The organism is Streptomyces sp. NPDC050535 (assembly GCF_044457665.1).
In the GTDB taxonomy this organism is placed as follows: domain Bacteria; phylum Actinomycetota; class Actinomycetes; order Streptomycetales; family Streptomycetaceae; genus Streptomyces.
Genome location: NZ_JBITHE010000024.1, coordinates 1 through 18,115, shown reverse-complemented (window position 1 = coordinate 18,115; position 18,115 = coordinate 1). Strand labels below are relative to the sequence as shown.

Sequence of the window (18,115 nt, the reverse complement as noted above, 5' to 3'; positions counted from 1 at the left end):
CCTGCCCCCCACCAGCAAGGAGGGTCTCCATGACCCAGTCAACCGCTCCCACCATCGTCCTGGTCCACGGCGCGTTCGCCGACGCCTCCAGCTTCGCCCGGGTCATCCCGGAGCTGCTCGCCGACGGTTTCCACGTGGTGGCCCCGGCCGTGCCCAACCGCAGTCTGATCGGCGACGCCGCCTACATCGCCTCGGTCGTCCGCCAGATCCCGGGCCCCGTGGTCCTGGTCGGCCACTCCTACGGCGGCGCGGTGATCACCGTCGCCGGCGTCGAGGACAACGTGCAGGCCCTGGTCTACCTGGCGGGCTACGCCCTTGAGCAGGGAGAGAGCCTGGGCGAGCTCCAGGGCCGTTTCCCCGACTCGGATCTGGCCTCGGCCCTGGTCTACACGCCGTTTCCGATCGAGGGCTCCACCGAGAGCGGTACCGATGTGACGGTGGACGTCGCGAAGTTCCCCGCGATCTTCGCCGCCGATGTCGAGCAGGACCTGGCCGAGGTCCTTGCCGTGTCCCAGCGCCCGCTGGCCGCACAGGCGTTCGCCGACGCGGCCCCGGCGGCGGCGTGGAAGACCAAGCCCTCCTGGGGTCTGGTCTCCTCGGCGGACCACACCATCAACCCGGACGTGGAACGCTTCGGCTACCAGCGCGCCGGGATGACCACCGTCGAGGTCGACTCCTCGCACCTGGTCATGCTCGCCCACCCCAAGAAGGTCGCCGAGCTGATCCGCGAGGCTGTTCAGACCACGGCCCACTGACGACAGCCGTCCCGCACGCCCGCTGCTGCCGCCCGGCCTCTCCTGCCGGTCGGCAGCCGGGCGGCGCGGGCGCCTTCGAGGAGATCACCTGCTCCTGGACACCCGCGCCGAGGGGCAGCTCGCCCTGGTCGACGCACCGACCGGGCGGGGGCGGAGTCCGGGCGGCGTGGCAGTGGGCGACCCACGGCACGCCGCCGGGATCACCGCCTTCCCCCGCCCCTCGACGGCTCGGCACCCCGCTCGCCCGCGGCTGGATCCACCCGGGACCGGCCTGGTCCCGGGCCCCACGCGGCCCGTCGCGCCCGGGCCTCCCGCAGGAGCAGACTCCCGGTTCACGACCCCGCTTCCTTGCGCAGATAGTTGCTCACCTGGCAGGCGAGGCTCTCCCTGCCCGTGCCGGGCAGTTCACCGGCGTCCACGGGAAGCTCGTACGACTCGATTCCGCCAGCCCACAGATACCGCTCGGTCCACTCCTCGTCGACCTTGAGCTGGATCTGGATGTCCACCCGGGACAGCCGGGCGTCGAGGCACGCGGCGTACAGAACGGCGGTGGCCCGGTGCAGCGGGTAGACGTCGAACCCCTCGATGAACTGTGAGTTCCGCCAGTCGAGGAACGCGCTCTCGCCGTCGTCACCGACGCGGACATCGATCTGGCCGTCTTCGAGGTGGATACCGAAACGCTCACTCGTGCGATTTTCGACGGTGACACGGAATCGGAAGTAGGTGAGTCCCTCGGCGGCGTCGTCCCGGCCCCGCGGGGGGTCCGCCTTCTCCAGGCCGTGGACGCGGACCCGAAGGCCGGCTCGTTCGTCGTACTCCTGCCAGTCCTCGACCACGTTCGGCTCGCGCACAGTGCACCTCTCCACCTCAGAGAGCTGTTTCCTATCTGTGCCCTCAACGCAGTGTCAAATGAGCGGGACATGCCGTAGCCAGGCGTTTCCCGCTGCTTGATCGGCGATCAAGCCGTGCGCAGCCAGAACCTTTCCCGGGCGGCTCCGACGACAATTCGCCACGTGCCGCACATCACGTTCCGCGGTGTCTCACTCGCCGGTGCGCAGCGCCCGCAGCTGCTCGTCGAGCGGGCCCAGGCCGACATCGCGGCGGCGCTCATCGAGGGTCTGGGGCCGGCGGACCGGATAGGGGCGGAAGGTCGCGGGATCTACACGGGTGCCGTAGAACTGCGGCTGCCCCTGTTCGACCGCGCAGTGGTCGGCGATATAGGCATGGTGCAGCGCGGGGCAGCGCCCGTCCGCGGCGGCCTGCGCTATCAGGTCGCGGCACGTCAGCTGGAAGTCGAGGTCCGTGGCGTGCAGAAGGATCATGAGGGCTGCCGTCGACGCGGGTGCGCCGACGACGTCGGCGGCCGGCCAGCCGTGGTGGTCGACGATCGTCCGCAAAGCCGCGGCGTTGGCTCCACGGCACTCGCTTATGGCACGGCGACACCGCGGCGCGGGGTTCGCCCTGGCCTGCCGCATCAGGCGATGCTCCTCGCCGGCCCTGCGCTCCAGTTCCCCGGCGAGCGCCGTCGCGAGCGCCGGAACCATTTCGCGGGTCGCCACCTGGTCCTGCCGCGCGTGACCACCGGCGGCGAGGCGCCCGGGGGAACCCTTCATCGCGCTCCCTGAAGCTCCAGGGTGAACCACACCCTCTTGCCCGTGGTGCCGGGTTCGGGCGGCGCGATGCCCCACTCGTCGGCCAGCGCGTCCACGATGGCCAGTCCGCGTCCCGACTCCTCGGCCCGGTCCGCCGTACGCGGGCACGGCAGGGCGGACGAGCGGTCGGAGACCGTCACGCGCAGGTCGCGCTGGGTGTACTCGATGGTGACGGTGATCGCGTCGGCCGCGCCGGGGCTGCCGTGTCTGATGGCGTTGGAGAACAGCTCGCCCGTCGCGAGGACAGCGTTGTCGACGCACTCGCGCGGCAGGCGAAGACGCATCAGGTACTCGGCGACCATGGTCCGCACGCCCGATGCGCGGGACGGGTGGGCGGGGACGGTCGTCCGCAGCAGATGGGTCCTGCGCGCCGGGATCATCGGCGATGGCGGGGGCCCCACGGTCTCATCGGGCCGGATCCTCTCCGCCGGGGTCTGCCCGTCCGCCGATTCACGTGCCAGTGAGGGCGACGGCCCGTGGCGATGCGCCCTGGATACCGTCATCGATCCTCCTTCTGGTGCAGCACGGTGGGGGACGGTCTCGGTGGCTGCCCGTGCAGCCAACACGCCGGAGCAGGGGAGGGACCAGGGGTTATCGGGGTTGTCCGGTTGCGGGCCCGTAGTGACATGGGATGTATGTTCGATCGCGTGAGGAACGTCAGCGGGGCTCGTGCCGAGGCGCACCCGAGCGGTGCCGGCGGATGGCCCGGCGTGCGTGGAAAGCGCGTACTGGTCACCGGCGGCACCCGAGGGCTCGGCGAGCAGATCGTGCGGCTGCTGGCCGCCGAGGGCGCGCGGGTGGCGACCTGCGCGCGCGACCCGCACGGCCTGGCGGCACTGGCCGGCTCGCTGGGCACTCCCCTGTTCACCGAGCCGCTCGATGTCACCGAGCCAGAGCGCCTCGAAGCCTTTGTCGCGGCCTCGGCGAAACGTTTCGGCGGTCTCGATGGGGTGGTGGCCTGTGCGGGCGGGTCTCGCGGGGGCGCCTTCGAGCAGGCGGACGCCGCGGACTGGACGGCGACCTGGGAAGTGAACGTCGGCCACACGGCGCGGCTGGTGCGGGCCGCGGTTCCGCATCTGCGGGTCGCGGGCGGCGGCTCCGTCGTGGTGATCTCGTCGATCTCCGGCTGGAAGCCCGGTCCACCCGTCCAGTACGGCGTCGCGAAGTCCGCGCAGATCCACCTGGCGGCCTCGCTCGCCCGGGAGCTGGGTCCGGACGCGATCCGGGTGAACGCCGTCTCCCCCGGGTCGATGCTCATCCCGGGCAAGCGCTGGGACCGGATGCGGCGGGAGGACCCGGAGGCGTACGCCGGGTTCGTGGCGGCGGAGTTCCCGGGCGGCGAGCCGGTCGCGCCCGTGGAGGTCGCCCGCGTGGTCGTCTTCCTGCTGTCCGACTGGTCGAGCGGGATCTCCGGAGCCCATCTCCCCGTCGACCGCGCCCAGAACGCTCCCTCGCCGGACGGCTACTGAGTGACCAGGGGCCGCGCAGGGTTCGGCGGGCACCAAGACACCGGGCCGATCCGTCATGCCGCCGCCCCCAGCACCGGACGGGCCCGGTGTTCGAATTCCTGCACCAGGGCCTCGTGCCGGCGCGGCTCCAGCCGCCCGCGGAAGTCGCGCAACGCCTGGATCGACCGTTCGCTGTGCACGGTGCTCAGCGTGTCGAGAGCCTGGGTGGCGGTGCCGAGCGCCTCGTCGAGGCGGCCCTGCTGGAGGTGGGCGGTGGCCAGCACGGAGCGGCTGATGGCCTGGCGCCTGCGCCGGTCGGCGTTGGCGCTCAGCGACTCGCTCGCGGTGCGTTCCGCCTGCGCGGCAAGCCCGAGGTCACGGAAACAGAGCGCGGACTCGGCCTGGAGATAGTGGTGGTCGAGGTAGCGCACCCACACCGACTCCTGCGCGGCTCCGCGGCTCACGGCCAACTGCCGCTCCGCCAGGAGCAAGGCCTCGGTGGCCTCCGCGGAGCGGTTCTGGGCGGCGTGTCCGCGCGCCGACATGGCGTACAGCCGCATCAGACCGAGCGGGCTGCCCGCGTCCTTCGCGGTGGCGATTCCGGCCCTGGCCAGGGCCACCCCCTCGTCGGGGCGGCCGAGGCTGGTGGCCAGATGGGAGAGCCCGGCCAGGATCTGGCCGCCGAGGACCCGGTCGCGTCCCTCGGCGCACAGGCGCAGTGCCTGGATCATGTAGCGCTGCGCGAGGCCGTACTCCCCCGCGTCGTACGAGCTCCAGCCGGCCATCGCGGCGAGGCGCGCGGCGGCGGCGTACAACTGGCGTTGCAGTTGCGGCGGCGTGCCGCGCCTCTGCAGCATCGGGACGACCTCGGTGGTGAGGTAGTGGACGATGCTGGTGCGCACTCCGCCGCCGCCGTACTGGTTGTCCATCTGGTCGAACATGGCGATCATCGCGTGCACCTGCTCGGCCGGTCCGCCGCTCGCCGACAGGTTCGGCCTGTCGGCGTCCTGGTGCTCCAGCAGCCAGAGCAGCCAGTCGCGTTGCGGGTTCGCCAGCGCGGCGGCGACGAAGGGGACCGAGCCGAGGAGGCTGCGGCGGGAGATGTCGGTGGATCCCAGCTCGGCCAGGGTGTGAAGGGTCTCTGCCACGTCTTCGCCATAGACCAGCGCCCGGCCCGCGACCGGACGCTGCTGATCGGGGACGAAACCTACGTCCGCGGGCGACACGGCGCGGCCGAGTCGCTCGGACAGCACGGCGGCGATCAACTCGGGAGTGGTTCCCCGCGGTTGCTGGCCCTGGAGCCAGCGGGTGACCGAAGCCTTGTCGTAGTGGGAGTCGACGCCCTGACGGCGCCCCAGTTCATTGACCCGCAGGGCGAGTGAGGCGTAGGAGCAGGCAGCGTCCTTGAGGGCCGCCGCCAGCGCCTTGTTGGCCCCTGCGGGTGCCTTGCCCGGGTTTCTCGATAATCCGTCGGTCACGGTGGCCATCCCGGTCTCGCATCACGGTCGCGTGCAGCTGCGTCCGTCCATAGCCGCCCTCGATACACCAAGTCCCGTACGGCCGAACGCAGTTGACCTTCCGCCCCGCTGACGGTGCGCCAGGTCACTCGATCACTATGGTGGCCTACACACTCACCATGCAACCTGCGTTCTGATAATTTCAGAACGAACTGCATCGCTCTGTCTCTGTCATCGACCGCGTGGCACACTGCTCGCTGTGATTGCCGTACCGGGAGGTAGCACGTGAGCGAGAACCGCTCTGGCGGCAGCGCACCCACGGTCCTGCGGATGGTTCTCGGCAAGCGGCTGAGGCAACTGCGGGAAACGGCCGGGGTGTCGTTCGAGGACGCGGCACGCGCCATCGAGGTCACCCCGCTCACGGTCCGCAGGATCGAGAAGGCCGAGGTCGGACTCCGCATCCCGTACGTACGGGAGTTGCTGCGCACCTACGGGGTTCCGGCCGCGGAGATCGACGACTTCCTCGCCATGGCCAGGGAGGCCAACCAGCCGGGCTGGTGGTACAAGTACCGCGACGTGCTGCCGGAGTGGTTCAGCGCCTACGTGAGCCTGGAGAGCGAAGCCAGCGTCATCCGTCTCTACGAACCCCACTACGTTCCGGGCCTGTTGCAGACGTACGACTACGTCACCGCCCTCATGCGGGTCGGCTTTCCCAACGAGTCGAAGGAGGACATCGCCCGCCGGGTCGACCTGCGGGTCAAGCGCCAGGACCTGCTCGGCAAGCCGGACGCGCCCGCGGTCTGGGCCATTCTGGAGGAGACGGTGCTACGCCGTCCGGTGGGCGGGGCCGAGGTGATGCGGGCTCAGATCGACCATCTCCAGGAGGTCCTGGACATGCCGAAGGTCCGGATCCAGATCATGCGCTTGGGAGTGGGGGCGCACCCCGGCGCGTTCGGCCCGTTCCACCACTTCCGCTTCGGCTTCTCCGAACTGCCCGACGTCATCTACACCGAGAGCCTCGCCGGCGCGGTCTACGTGGACCGCCCCGACGACGTCGTCAGCTATCTGGAAGTACTGGACCGGATGTCCGTGCAGGCGGAGCCGGTCGCTCGAACCAGGACCATCCTGGGTGAACTGCGTAAGGAGTTGTGATCCATGGAATCCATGGGCCCCATCAACAGCGGCATGCCGTCCGTCGACCTGGGCACCGAGGGCTGGGAGAAGCCCTGGAGCGGTACCAACGGCGGGAGTTGCGTCGAGGCGAAGCGCCTGCCCGACGGCAGCGTCGCCTTCCGTCAGTCCAGGGATCCGGAAGGTCCGGCCCTGGTGTACTCCCGGGACGAGATGGTCTCGTTCCTCCAGGGCGCCAAGTCGGGCCAGGCCGACTTCCTCATCGCCTGAGGCCCGCCACCCCTTTGCCGTAGCTCCGCCACCACGTCGCCCGCGAGCCCGCCACTACGGCTGCACAACCGGACAACCCGCACGCACCCTCCCGCCGTGCGGGTTGTCCCCTCCACACTGGGCAAGTCGATCGTCCTGCGGAGGGAGTGGGTGCGGGGATGCTCCTCCACCAGGCCCTCAGCCAGTGCCGGACACTGGTCATCGAGGGCCCCGACGGCATCGGCAGAAGCGGCCTGACCGACGAGCTGACCCGCCATGGATTCATGATCCGGCGTTCACGCGGCCACCTCCACCATGTGGACCCGATCCGGCCCTACCGCGAACTCCTCGACTCCCCCGGCCGGTTGGCCGTCGACGGCGGCATCATCCACGAGCTCGTCTACGGACCACTGCGCCGCGGTCGCTCCCGGGTGACCTGGATCCAGGCCCTCGACTTCGCCGAGGCGGTCGCCGAACGCGACGGCGCACTCGTCCATGTGACGGGCCGGGTGTCCGACACCGAGGCGGCCGACGCCTACGAGCGGGCGTTCCGCACCCTGGCCGAGCACGCCCCCGTCGTGACCCTCGACGCGGAGGAAGTGGGCCCGCCGATCCCCGGCCCCGCTCCACCCTGCGCCCAACTCAGGCGCTCCGCACAGACGTTGACGATAGGTTGGCGACAGACCGCGTGACGCACGGTAACGGTAGGAGATATTCCATGGCAGACGGCCGGACCACCCCGGACCAAGAGGCATTGTCCAAGATCGACACCACGGTGCCGCACTCCGCCCGCATCTGGAACTACTGGATGGGCGGGAAGGACAACTACGAGGTCGACCGGGAGGCGGGCGACGCCTATCGCGAAGTCGCCCCGAACATCGAGACGATGGCCCGCGCCTCCCGTGACTACCTGATCCGTACGGTCACCTTCGTGACCGGCGAACTCGGCATCCGCCAGTTCCTCGACATCGGCACCGGTCTTCCCTCGTACGACAACACCCACCAGGTCGCCCAGCGCATAGCGCCCGAGTCGCGCATCGTCTACGTGGACAACGACCCGCTGGTGCTCCGCCATGCCCAGGCTCTGCTCACCAGCACCCCCGAGGGCATCACGAACTACATCGACGCCGACCTGCACGAGCCCGAGAAGATCATCGAGGCGGCGGGAAAGATCCTGGACTTCGACCAGCCTGTCGCCCTGATGCTCATGGGCATCCTCGGCCACATCCAGGACTACGAGGAGGCCAAGTCGATCGTCAGCCGCCTCCAGGCCGCCCTGCCCTCCGGCAGCTACTTCGTGCACTACGACAGCACCGACACCGACGCCGCCCTCAAGGAGGCCCAGCAGGGCTACGACGACACCGGCGCCGTCCCGTACGTGCTGCGCAGCCCCGAGCAGGTCAGCGCCTACTACGAGGGCCTGCAACTGGTGGAACCCGGCATCGTGTCCTGCCCGCTGTGGCGCCCGGAGCCCGGTACGTCGCCCGAGCCCACGGACGTCCACGGCGGTGTGGCCCTCAAGCCGTGACGGTCAGGACTCCGACGCCGGTTCGATGTTCTGGTTGAGGCAGAACAGGTTGCCCGGGTCGTGGTCCGCCTTGATGCGGGCCAGGCGTGCGTAGTTGTCGCGATAGCTGGCCCACACGCGCTCCTGGCCCTCGTCCATCATCATGTTCACGTAGGCCCCGCCCGCGGAGAACGGGTGCAGCGCGTCGAAGTAGTCGACCGTCCACCGCTTGATGAGGTCCGCGTTGGCCGGGTCGGGATCGACGCCGGCGTAGACGGACGCCCAGCGGGCATCGCGATAGCTCCACGCGGTGTCCGCGGAGGCGTGGTCGTGAACCGCGCCGTCGATGGGGTACAGGTGCGCCGTCGACTTCCATGTCGGCAGTTCGGCACCGAACTTGGCGTGCTGGTCGACCGCGTCGCCCGGGATCTCGTTGACGAAGTCCGCGCGCCAGTACCACTGGTCGGCGGGCGGGTAGACCCCGTCGAAGGCCGACTGGAGCGCGGGGTAGGGCATCGGCCCGGGGCCGTGCAGCAAGGGCTGGGGCAGGGCGTCGAGGAACGGTGCCATCAGCCGTGCGGCCTCGGCCGTGTCGTCCCCGACGTAGCACCACACGACGCCGCAGACCTTGCGCAGATGAAGTTCCTCGGGAAACGGCGCGGCCGGCGGGACGGACCCGACCATGAAGAAGGCGTTCAGTTCGCGCGGCGCGTCGGAGATGAAGTCCCGGTAGACGGGCAGGACTTCGGCGGTGAGTTCGACGGGCCAGAAGGTGGGGCCCGCCACCACGGTGCTGACCTCGTGCAGCCTGAAGAGGAACGACCTGACGACGCCGAAGTTGCCGCCGCCTCCGCGGATCGCCCAGTAGAGGTCGGTGTTCTCGTCCGCGCTCGCACGCACCTGCTCGCCGTTCGCGAGAACGAGGTCGGCCTCCAGGATGTTGTCGATGGTCAGCCCGTACTTGCGGGTGAGATGGCCGAGGCCACCGCCCAGGGCGATGCCGCCGACGCCTGTCGTGGAGATGATGCCGCTGGGTGTTGCCAGACCGTGCTCGTGGGTGGCGCGGTCGACCTCGCCCCAGACGCAGCCGCCACCGACCCGCACCGTGCGCGCCTCAGGGTCGACCTCGACGTCATTGAGCAGGGAGAGGTCCAGGACCACGCCCCCGTCGCAGGTTCCCAGGCCCGCTCCGTGATGGCCGCCGCCGCGGACCGCGAGCAGCAGACCGTGGTCACGGGCGAAGCCCACGACCTGTGCGATGTCGTCGGCACTCGCGCAGCGCGCCACGAGTGCGGGCCACCGGTCGATCATCCCGTTGTACACCTTGCGGGCCGTGTCGTACCCGGGGTCGTCCGGGCCGATCAACTGTCCCTTGAATCCTGTGAGTTCCTGACCTGCCACCTGTGCGGTCGTGATGGACATGAGCATCCCCCGTGAAACCGGGAACCGGTTGCGGGCACCCCTGACGAGCCCTCTCCGGTTCCCCTCTGACGGACCCGTTTGAATCCGATACGTCTGTTCTATTCCAGGTTCCCGGTTCGCGGACATCCGTGCCCGTCACCTACCTCTTCCCCGGCGGCTACCTACCTTTCACCTACGGGGCCGCATGCCGAGCTGCACGGCACGGGCCGCGGCCTGGCGCCGGGTGCGGACTCCGAGCTTGTCCAGGACGGCCGAGACATGGTTGTCGACCGTGCGCACCGACACCACGAGGCGGTCGGCGATCTCGCCGTTCGTCATCCCCTGCGCGACAAGTCCCATGACCTGCAACTGGCGTTCGGTGAGACCCGCGGGATTGTCCCGGGTCGCCGCGAGGGGGCCCCGCGGGATGCGGCGCATGCCGAGTGCGCGCAGCTCGCCGCGGATCAGCTGAGCGAGCGGCCCCGCGTCCAGCGAGTCCAGCGCGGCGAGTGCGGTGAGCTTGTCCTCGGGGTCCGGGCTCTCTGCGAGGGCGGCGGCATGCTCGTAGGGGCATCCGGCCGCCTCCCAGAGCAGCGCCGCCTCACGCCAGTGCCCCGCGGTCTGGAGCGCGTACGGATGTCCCGAACCGTCCGCGGGAACGGCCTGCCCGGCCTTGGCGAGCCAGTAGCCGAGCTCGGCCCGGTGCGCTCCCGCGTCCAGCCGGCAGGCCTCCGCGAACGTCTCGCCCGCGGCGGCGGCCACCGCCGAGTGGTCGCGGCGCAGCCAGGCCGACTCCGCCCGGGCCGCCGCGACCGGTCCGGTGCGCTGGAGCTCGCTGCTGCGCACCGCGATCTCCCAGGCCCGCGTGAGCAGTTCGTCGCCGCCGCTCCTGCCGCGGCGCACCCGAACCCGGGCCAGCACGGTCAGCGCGGGACAGCGGGCGGGCACGAAGTCGTGGGCGCCGGCCTCGGCGTGTTTCTCGGCGTCGTCCCAGGCACCGGCGGCGAGCCGGCGCATGGCCAGCTCGACGGTGAGATAGTTCAGGAAACCCAGGTGTTCCGCCCGGTCGGCCAGTTCCATGGCCGGGGCCAGGAAGCGGTCGGCCTCGGCGTACTCCAGGTTCTCCAGCAGACTCCAGATGATGTTGGCGTAGGCCCGGCAGGCGTGTTCGACCTCGCCGGCCCCGAGCGCCACCTTCAGGCTCTCCTCGACCTGTGCCCGTCCCAGCGGATCACCGGCACGCCAGCGGGCGGAGCCGACGTTGTTGAGGGCGTGCGCGAGGATCTCGGCGGCACCGGCGCGACGGGCCAGGTCGATGGCCCGCTCGCCGAACGCGATCGCCTGCGCGTGCCGGTCGGACAGCATGTGCAGTTGAGCGGTGTTGCTCAGGGCGAGCGCGAGCAGCCGGTCGTCGCCCGCCTCTTCCAGTACCGCGATGGCCTCTCTGGCGGCCGACCGCGCCTCCTCGGCGTCACCGGCCCACCATTGGATCCGGGACAGCCATCGCAGGTCCGCGCCGAGCGCACGCGCGTCTCCCAGGGACCGGCGCAGCGCGACCGCCTCCCGCTCCGCGTCGACAGCGGCCACGGAGTCGGCGATGGTGTAGCTCTCCACCGCGTACCGCTCGAGGAGGCCGGCGAGTTCCGTGGGGGTGAGCCGGTCCCTCTGACGGAGTACGAGCCTGAGATGGGCGGCTGCTTCACGGTGGGCACCCGCGCGGGAGGCGTCGTGTGCGGCGCCGGGGCCGTGCCGGGCGATCGCGTCCAGGTCACCCGCCTCCGCGGCGTGGTGGACGATCCGGGAGGCGTCGGAGCCGGGTACGGCGATGAGCGCGGCGAGCACGCTCCGGTTCAGCTCGATCCGCCGCGCGGCCGGCAGCGAGTCGACTATGGCCCGGCGGATCAACTCGTGCCGGAAACCGGCGCGTTCCGGCGTGACGACCATCAGGCCGCGCTGCTCGGCTGCCGCCAGCTGGGCCACGTCATCCGTCAACAGCACTCTGACCAGCGAGCGTTCCACCGCGGAGGGCACCACGGCCAGTTGCTCCAGGGCGTCCCGGGTGGTGTCGTCAAGCCCCCGCAACCGGGCCAGTACGGCGTCCACCACGGTCGGCGGCACACCTCCGGTACCGCCGGCCGCCACCACCTCGGCGACGAAGAACGGGTTGCCCGACGTCACTTGGTACACCCGCGCCGGATCCAGCTCGCTGGTGGCGCTCAGCCGACGCACGGCGTCCGGGGACAGCCTGGACAGCGGCAGGCGGTGCACCCGCTCCGCGCGGGACACCTGGCCGAGCAGGTGCCGCAGCGGATGTTCGCGGCCCAACTCGTCGTCCCGGTAGGTCAGGACCAGTACGGCGGGCAGTCGCTCGACGCGCCGGACGAGGAAACGCAGGACGTCGAGCGATGCCTCGTCCGCCCAGTGCACGTCCTCGACGACGAGTACCGCGGGATGCGGCGCCCGGCTCAGCTCCGCCCGCAGGGCGTCGTACATCAGATGGCGGTCACCACCCTCGGGGAGCACTCCCGCCAGTTCCGGGCCGACGCTTGCGACGAGGTCACGGAAGGGGCCCAGCGGCCGTCGTGTCGTGAGGTCGTCGCACTCCCCCAGCAGCACGCGTACGTCGGGGCGCAGGACCTCCGGCAGCGCCTTCACCAGGCTGGACTTGCCGATCCCTGCCTCGCCGAAGACGAGCGCCACGGATCCGGCGCCGTCGGCCGCTTCCCGCGCGGCGGCTGCCAGTTGGGCGAGCTCCTGTTCGCGCTCGAGGATCCCCCGATCCACGGGAACGATTCTGGCACGCGGGTCGCCGTCCGGTGGGTCAGGACACGGACCGCGCCTCCCTCGGCTCGCCGCGGTGCCGGGACAGCAGCAGGAGACTGCGCCCTTCGACACGGACGTCGGTGCCGGCCTTCCGTTCCGACTCGTCCGGCAGCCCCTGCGGCTCCGCGGTGTCGATCTCTACGGTCCACCGCTCGCCGTAGGTGGTGTCGGGGAGGCGGAAGGTCACCGGCTCCCAGTAGCTGTTCAGGAGCAGCAGGAAGGAGTCGTCGACGACCGGGGCGCCGTTGGGGTCCGGCTCGGCGATCGCGTCGCCGTTGAGGAAGACGGCGACGGCGTGGGCGTCGGGACGCAGCCAGTCCTCGTCGGTCATCTCGCGCGCGTCGGGGCGCAGCCACACCAGGTCGGGCAGTGGCTGGTCCTCGTGTGTCGCGGTGTCGCCGAGGAAGAAGCGGCGGCGGCGCAGGACGGGGTGGGCGGCGCGCAGCGCGATGGCGCGCCGGGTGAAGTCCATGAGCTCGCGCTGCTCCGGGCTCAACCGCCAGTCGATCCAGGAGATTTCGTTGTCCTGGCAGTAGGCGTTGTTGTTGCCCTGCTGGGTGCGGCCCAGTTCGTCGCCGTGGGCGAGCATCGGGATGCCCTGGGACAGCAGCAGGGTGGCGAGCAGATTGCGCTGCTGGCGGGCGCGCAGTTCCAGGACCCCTTCGTCGTCGGTGGGTCCTTCGTCGCCGCAGTTCCAGGACCGGTTGGTGCTCTCGCCGTCCTGGTTGTTCTCGCCGTTGGCCTCGTTGTGCTTGTCGTTGTACGAGACCAGGTCGCGCAGGGTGAAGCCGTCGTGCGCGGTGACGAAGTTGATGCTGGCGCGTGGCCGACGCCGGTCGTGCTGGTAGAGGTCGGAGGAGCCGGTCAGCCGGGAGGCGAACTCACCGAGCGTGTGCTCGCCGGCGCGCCAGAAGTCCCGTACGGAGTCACGGTACTTGCCGTTCCACTCGGACCACAGGGGCGGGAAGTTGCCTACCTGGTAGCCGCCTTCGCCGATGTCCCAGGGCTCGGCGATCAGCTTGACGCGGCCGACCACCGGATCCTGCTGGATCAGGTCGAAGAACGCGGAGAGCCGGTCCACCTCGTGGAACTGTCGTGCCAGGGTCGCCGCGAGGTCGAAGCGGAACCCGTCGACGTGCATCTCGGTGACCCAGTAGCGCAGCGAGTCCATGATCAGCTGGAGCACGTTCGGGTGCCGCATCAGCAGACTGTTCCCGGTGCCGGTGGTGTCGTAGTAGTGCGCCGGGTCGTCTTCCACCAGGCGGTAGTACGAGGCGTTGTCGATGCCGCGGAAGGAGAGCGTGGGGCCGTTCTCGTTGCCCTCGGCGGTGTGGTTGTAGACGACGTCGAGGATCACTTCGAGCCCCGCCGCGTGCAACGCCTTCACCATCGACTTGAACTCGGTGACCTGCTCCCCGCGCGTGCCGTGCGCCGCGTAGGCGTTGTGCGGCGCGAAGAAGCCGATCGTGTTGTAGCCCCAGTAATTGGACAGCCCACGGTCGCTCAGGAAGCCGTCCTGGACGAACTGGTGCACCGGCATCAGCTCGACCGCCGTGACGCCGAGCGAGGTCAGATGCTCGATGACCGCCGGGTGGGCGAGCCCCGCGTAGGTGCCGCGCAGTTCGGCGGGGACCTCCGGGTGCGTGCGGGTCAGGCCTCGCACATGGGCCTCGTAGATCACCGTCTCGGCGTACGGGCGCATCGGCGGGCGGTCGTCGCCCCAGCCGAAGAACGGGTCGGTCACCACGCCGAGCGGTGTGTGGCCGGCGCTGTCGGCCGGATCGGGCCCGTCGGCGGCGCGCTCGAACAGCGAGGCGTCGTTGTCCGCCTGCCCGTCGACCGCCCTCGCGTACGGGTCGAGCAGCAGCTTCGCCGGGTTGCAGCGGTGTCCGGCGGCCGGGTCCCAGGGTCCGTGCACCCGGTAGCCGTAACGCTGCCCCGGCCCGACTCCCGGCAGGTAGCAGTGCCAGACGGAGCCGTCGACCTCGGTGAGCGTGACGGTGCGAGGGACGCCGGACGCGTCGATCAGTACGAGATCGACGCGTTCGGCGACTTCGGTGAACAGGGCGAAGTTGGTTCCTTCGCCGTCATATACCGCGCCCAGTGGATAGGGGCGGCCGTTTCGTATAGGCACGCGATCACCGTAAGACGATCACGGCCTCCCTGTCCTCACGGGTGCGCCGGACGGCGACCGTGAGCGCTCCGTGCCCTCACGGATTCACCGGACAGCGACCGCGGGCTCGGCGTCGTCATGCGAGCCGACGAGTACGGTTCCGGGGTTCTCGCGGGATCCGGTGAGCGCCGGCACAGGCAGCGCGCGAGGCATCCGGCGCGCCTCCCGCAGGCTGGGCGCGGGTCCGGGCGGCACCAGCGGGGCGTGCTCGGCGGCGCGGGCCCGCCACGAGAACCAGATGATCTTGCCGCCGGCTCCGGTGGCGCAGCAGCCCCAGCCGTCGCTCAGGGCGGCGATCTGCGCGAGGCAGCCCTGTGGGGTGTTGTGCGGGCGGATGTCCTGGTCGTTGTCCGAGACGGCGGTGATGAGGTGCTGGCCGTTCCACCACATCTCGATGGTCGTGTTCTTGTCCGCCGCGTGCTCTTCGATCGTATGGAGCAGCGCCTGGGCACAGTGGCAGACGGACTCGACGAGGTTCTCCAGGTTCCAGTACCGGAGGTGGGCGGCCAGGATGCGCCTGACCTGTCCCACCCGTTCCGGGCTGACCTCGACGTCGAGGTGGTAGTAGCAGGGGACCGCAGCTTTCATTGTCGTTCGCTCCTCACCGGCGAAGCTCCGCTGCTCCTCGCCCCTGCGGGACGAGCCCCGAACACGTAGCGTGAGCGCTGATCGCTTCTGAGTCAGATCCCAGAGTGCGAGTACTGCTCCATTCGTGCAACACGAGACCGGCCCCAATGTTGTTGAAGAGCCAACAAGACGCTCGGTGGCCGCACAGGCACCATGGGTGAGGGCATCTGTCTCGGTAACGGGTCGGTGTCCCTGCGTGCACGGTCCTCACTCGCCATCCGGGCGAGCCGTGCGTGTTCGAGAGAGTGGGAAGGTGACCAGCGTGATGCTGCTGCTGCCCGCCGAAGCCGAGGTCGCCAGGCATCTTGAGCGGTACCGGGCCTGGGAACGTCTGCTGCTCGCGGCCCCCGCCGACCACACGGTGCGGGGCAATTTCGAGAACACGGGATACACGCTGTGCGTGCTGATGGGCAAGCGCTGCGCGCGCGAGGCCGCGCACGCCGCCGAGCGCTACCTGCGTGCCGTTTCCCCGATGGCGAGGACCCGAGGCGCCCAGGACCGCGGGCCGGGCCGGACGGTGGGCCGGTGCCCCTGAGGGCCCCGGCGCGTCGAAGCGTTCCGACGCGAATCCGAACCGCAGGCTTGGCTCCACGACGGCAGAGGCGAAACCCATGGACGTGAATCCGGACAACGGCAGCATCCCGGCGGTGGATGTAGGCGCGCTCGACCTCCCGGACAGGAAGGGCCGCTCGGTCGGCATGCCGACCGCGGGTGCGCGCGCGACCTCCGCGCCGACTGCGACTGCCCGTTCGGCCCACGTCCCGTTGCCGGCCGTCCGTCCGGATTCCGTCGCCGCCGGCTCGTCCTCCGTGCCGGTCGTGGATTTCCACGCTGTCGACATCCAGGTCGTGGACGTCCATCCGGTCGTCGAGTGCGGCCGGCGGCCGGCCAAGGCGGTGTGTGGCGAGACCTTCCAGGTCACGGCCACCCTGTTCGGCGAGGGTCATGACGCGGTCGCCGCGAACGTCGTCCTGTGCGATCCGAGCGGCCGCCCCGGGCCCTGGACGCCGATGCGCGAACTCGCCCCCGGCACGGACCGGTGGGGTGCTCACGTCACACCGGGAGAAGCGGGCCACTGGACCTACGTGGTCGAGGCGTGGCGCGATCCTCTGACCGCCTGGCGCCACGCCGCCGGGATCAAGATCCCGGCCGGTATCGACTCCGGCCTGATGCTGGAGGAGGGCGCAGAACTGTACGAGCGGGCCGCCTCCGGAGTCCCGGACCCTGCGGACCGGGAGGCGGTACTCGCCGCCGCGAACGCCCTGCGAGACGAGGCCCGGCCGCCCGCCGCCCGTCTGGAGGCCGCTCTCGCCCCTGAGGCGGACGCCGTCCTGGCGGAGCACCCGCTGCGTGAACGAGTTTCCGCTTCCCTGCCGTTGCCCCTGCTCGTCGAACGGAAGCGGGCGCTGTACGGCTCCTGGTACGAGTTCTTCCCGCGCTCCGAGGGCACGCCCGAGCAGCCGCACGGCACCTTCCGGACCGCCGCCGAACGCCTGCCCGCCATCGCGGAGATGGGCTTCGACGTCGTCTACCTCCCGCCGGTCCACCCCATCGGGACGACGTTCCGCAAGGGCCCCAACAACACCCTGTCGGCGAGCCGTTCGGACGTCGGCGTGCCCTGGGCGATCGGCTCCCCGGAGGGCGGCCACGACGCCGTCCACCCGGACCTCGGCACGATCGACGACTTCGACGCGTTCGTACGCCGGGCAGCGGGGCTGGGCATGGAAATCGCCCTGGACTTCGCGCTCCAGTGCTCCCCCGACCACCCGTGGGTCCAGAAGCACCCGGAGTGGTTCCAGCACCGCCCGGACGGGACGATCGCGTACGCCGAGAACCCGCCGAAGAAGTACCAGGACATCTACCCGATCGCCTTCGACAAGGACATGCCGGGGCTGATCTCCGAGACGGTACGGCTGCTCCGCTTCTGGGTGGACCACGCCGTACGGATCTTCCGCGTCGACAACCCGCACACGAAACCGGTGGTGTTCTGGGAGCAGGTGATCGCCGACATCAACCGCACCGACCCGGACGTGATCTTCCTGGCGGAGGCGTTCACCCGCCCCGCGGTCATGGAGAGGCTCGCGGCGGTCGGCTTCCAGCAGTCGTACACCTACTTCACCTGGCGCGACACCAAGCAGGAACTGACCGACTACCTCCGCGAACTCGCGGGTGAGACAGCCGCGTTCATGCGCCCCAACTTCTTCGTGAACACGCCGGACATCCTGCCCGAGTACCTCCAGCACGGCGGTCGGCCCGCCTTCGAGGTGCGCGCCGTCCTCGCCGCCACCCTGTCGCCGGCCTGGGGGGTGTACGCCGGATACGAGCTGTGCGAGAACGCCCCGGTCAAGGCGGGCAGCGAGGAGTACCTGGACTCCGAGAAGTACCAACTCCGGCCGCGTGACTGGGAGGCCGCCGAGCGTACGGGCGGGACCATCGCGCCGCTGATCACGGAGCTGAACCGGACAAGGCGGCACCACAAGTCCCTTCAGGAGCTCAGGAACCTTCACTTCCACCGGGCCGACAACGATGCCCTGATCGCGTACAGCAAGCGCACGGGCGACGACACCGTCGTGGTGGTGGCCAATCTGGACCCCCACCACGCCCAGGAGGCGACGGTCTCGTTGGACATGCCGCAACTCGGCCTGGACCACGACGACTCGGTTCCGGTGCGCGACGAGCTCACTGGCGAGACCTACCACTGGGGCAGCTCCAACTACGTGCGTCTGGAGCCGGGAGCCGCCCATGTGCTCGCCGTCGGGCCCGCTCCCCGGAACGGGGGGTCTCCCGCATGATGGTGAACGAGCCTGTCCCGGATACGTTCGAGGACACCCCGGCCAAGGACCGCGATCCCGAGTGGTTCAAACGCGCCGTCTTCTACGAGGTCCTGGTCCG

16 protein-coding genes are annotated in these 18,115 nt (G+C 70.3%); 8 read left to right on the top strand and 8 right to left on the bottom strand.

What is annotated here, in order from left to right:
• Window positions 1-29: 29 nt before the first annotated feature.
• Window positions 30-755 carry an alpha/beta fold hydrolase gene (locus ACIBLC_RS35300; protein WP_399215491.1) on the top strand — a complete coding sequence of 242 codons (726 nt, stop codon included), beginning with the start codon at window positions 30-32 and terminating at the stop codon, window positions 753-755.
• 332 nt (window positions 756-1,087) lie between these two features.
• Here the strand turns inward: ACIBLC_RS35300 and ACIBLC_RS35295 are convergent, their stop codons facing one another.
• The 3 genes from ACIBLC_RS35295 to ACIBLC_RS35285 form a co-directional block, all read right to left on the bottom strand.
• Window positions 1,088-1,606, bottom strand: coding sequence for a hypothetical protein (locus ACIBLC_RS35295; RefSeq protein ID WP_399215490.1), 519 nt, complete (start codon window positions 1,604-1,606; stop codon window positions 1,088-1,090).
• A 189-nt stretch (window positions 1,607-1,795) separates the two neighbouring features.
• The gene (locus ACIBLC_RS35290) at window positions 1,796-2,368 is read right to left on the bottom strand and encodes a DUF6624 domain-containing protein (protein WP_399215489.1); all 573 of its coding nucleotides are present in this window, start codon (window positions 2,366-2,368) and stop codon (window positions 1,796-1,798) included.
• Window positions 2,365-2,910 carry an ATP-binding protein gene (locus ACIBLC_RS35285; protein ID WP_399215488.1) on the bottom strand — a complete coding sequence of 182 codons (546 nt, stop codon included), beginning with the start codon at window positions 2,908-2,910 and terminating at the stop codon, window positions 2,365-2,367. The genes ACIBLC_RS35290 and ACIBLC_RS35285 overlap by 4 nt, the downstream gene beginning before the upstream one ends.
• Window positions 2,911-3,054: 144 nt before the next feature.
• Between ACIBLC_RS35285 and ACIBLC_RS35280 the strand changes: the two genes are divergently transcribed.
• A complete protein-coding gene (locus ACIBLC_RS35280; RefSeq protein WP_399215487.1) occupies window positions 3,055-3,876 on the top strand; it encodes an SDR family NAD(P)-dependent oxidoreductase in 822 nt (273 codons plus the stop codon).
• Between the two features lie 53 nt (window positions 3,877-3,929).
• On the opposite strand, the gene ACIBLC_RS35275 is transcribed toward ACIBLC_RS35280, so the two are convergent.
• The gene (locus ACIBLC_RS35275; RefSeq protein WP_399215486.1) at window positions 3,930-5,342 is read right to left on the bottom strand and encodes a hypothetical protein; all 1,413 of its coding nucleotides are present in this window, start codon (window positions 5,340-5,342) and stop codon (window positions 3,930-3,932) included.
• A 255-nt stretch (window positions 5,343-5,597) separates the two neighbouring features.
• Here ACIBLC_RS35275 and ACIBLC_RS35270 point away from each other — a divergent pair, with 255 nt between their 5' ends.
• The 4 genes from ACIBLC_RS35270 to ACIBLC_RS35255 all read left to right on the top strand — a co-directional run bounded on the left by ACIBLC_RS35270 (window position 5,598) and on the right by ACIBLC_RS35255 (window position 8,220).
• Entirely contained in the window at window positions 5,598-6,464 is an 867-nt protein-coding gene (locus ACIBLC_RS35270) for a helix-turn-helix domain-containing protein (protein ID WP_399215484.1), read from the top strand.
• Between the two features lie 3 nt (window positions 6,465-6,467).
• Window positions 6,468-6,713 carry a DUF397 domain-containing protein gene (locus ACIBLC_RS35265; RefSeq protein ID WP_399215483.1) on the top strand — a complete coding sequence of 82 codons (246 nt, stop codon included), beginning with the start codon at window positions 6,468-6,470 and terminating at the stop codon, window positions 6,711-6,713.
• A 158-nt stretch (window positions 6,714-6,871) separates the two neighbouring features.
• Entirely contained in the window at window positions 6,872-7,384 is a 513-nt protein-coding gene (locus ACIBLC_RS35260; protein ID WP_399215482.1) for a hypothetical protein, read from the top strand.
• Window positions 7,385-7,410: 26 nt separating this feature from the next.
• The gene (locus ACIBLC_RS35255) at window positions 7,411-8,220 is read left to right on the top strand and encodes an SAM-dependent methyltransferase (RefSeq protein WP_399215481.1); all 810 of its coding nucleotides are present in this window, start codon (window positions 7,411-7,413) and stop codon (window positions 8,218-8,220) included.
• 3 nt (window positions 8,221-8,223) lie between these two features.
• On the opposite strand, the gene ACIBLC_RS35250 is transcribed toward ACIBLC_RS35255, so the two are convergent.
• The 4 genes from ACIBLC_RS35250 to ACIBLC_RS35235 form a co-directional block, all read right to left on the bottom strand.
• Window positions 8,224-9,621 (bottom strand): FAD-binding oxidoreductase, encoded by a 1,398-nt coding sequence (locus ACIBLC_RS35250; RefSeq protein WP_399215480.1) that lies wholly within the window; start codon window positions 9,619-9,621, stop codon window positions 8,224-8,226.
• 168 nt (window positions 9,622-9,789) lie between these two features.
• A complete protein-coding gene (locus tag ACIBLC_RS35245) occupies window positions 9,790-12,384 on the bottom strand; it encodes an AAA family ATPase (protein ID WP_399215479.1) in 2,595 nt (864 codons plus the stop codon).
• Window positions 12,385-12,421: 37 nt separating this feature from the next.
• The gene (glgX, locus tag ACIBLC_RS35240; protein WP_399215478.1) at window positions 12,422-14,557 is read right to left on the bottom strand and encodes a glycogen debranching protein GlgX; all 2,136 of its coding nucleotides are present in this window, start codon (window positions 14,555-14,557) and stop codon (window positions 12,422-12,424) included.
• 84 nt (window positions 14,558-14,641) lie between these two features.
• Entirely contained in the window at window positions 14,642-15,184 is a 543-nt protein-coding gene (locus ACIBLC_RS35235) for a pep a2 (RefSeq protein ID WP_399215477.1), read from the bottom strand.
• Between the two features lie 307 nt (window positions 15,185-15,491).
• On the opposite strand from ACIBLC_RS35235, the gene ACIBLC_RS35230 reads away from it, so the two are divergent.
• Together ACIBLC_RS35230 and ACIBLC_RS35225 are read left to right on the top strand one after the other, a co-directional pair.
• Window positions 15,492-15,758: a DUF5133 domain-containing protein gene (locus tag ACIBLC_RS35230; RefSeq protein ID WP_399215591.1), complete on the top strand. Its 267-nt coding sequence runs from the start codon at window positions 15,492-15,494 to the stop codon at window positions 15,756-15,758.
• A 163-nt stretch (window positions 15,759-15,921) separates the two neighbouring features.
• Entirely contained in the window at window positions 15,922-18,015 is a 2,094-nt protein-coding gene (locus tag ACIBLC_RS35225) for an alpha-1,4-glucan--maltose-1-phosphate maltosyltransferase (RefSeq protein ID WP_399215590.1), read from the top strand.
• Window positions 18,016-18,115 lie beyond the last annotated feature (100 nt).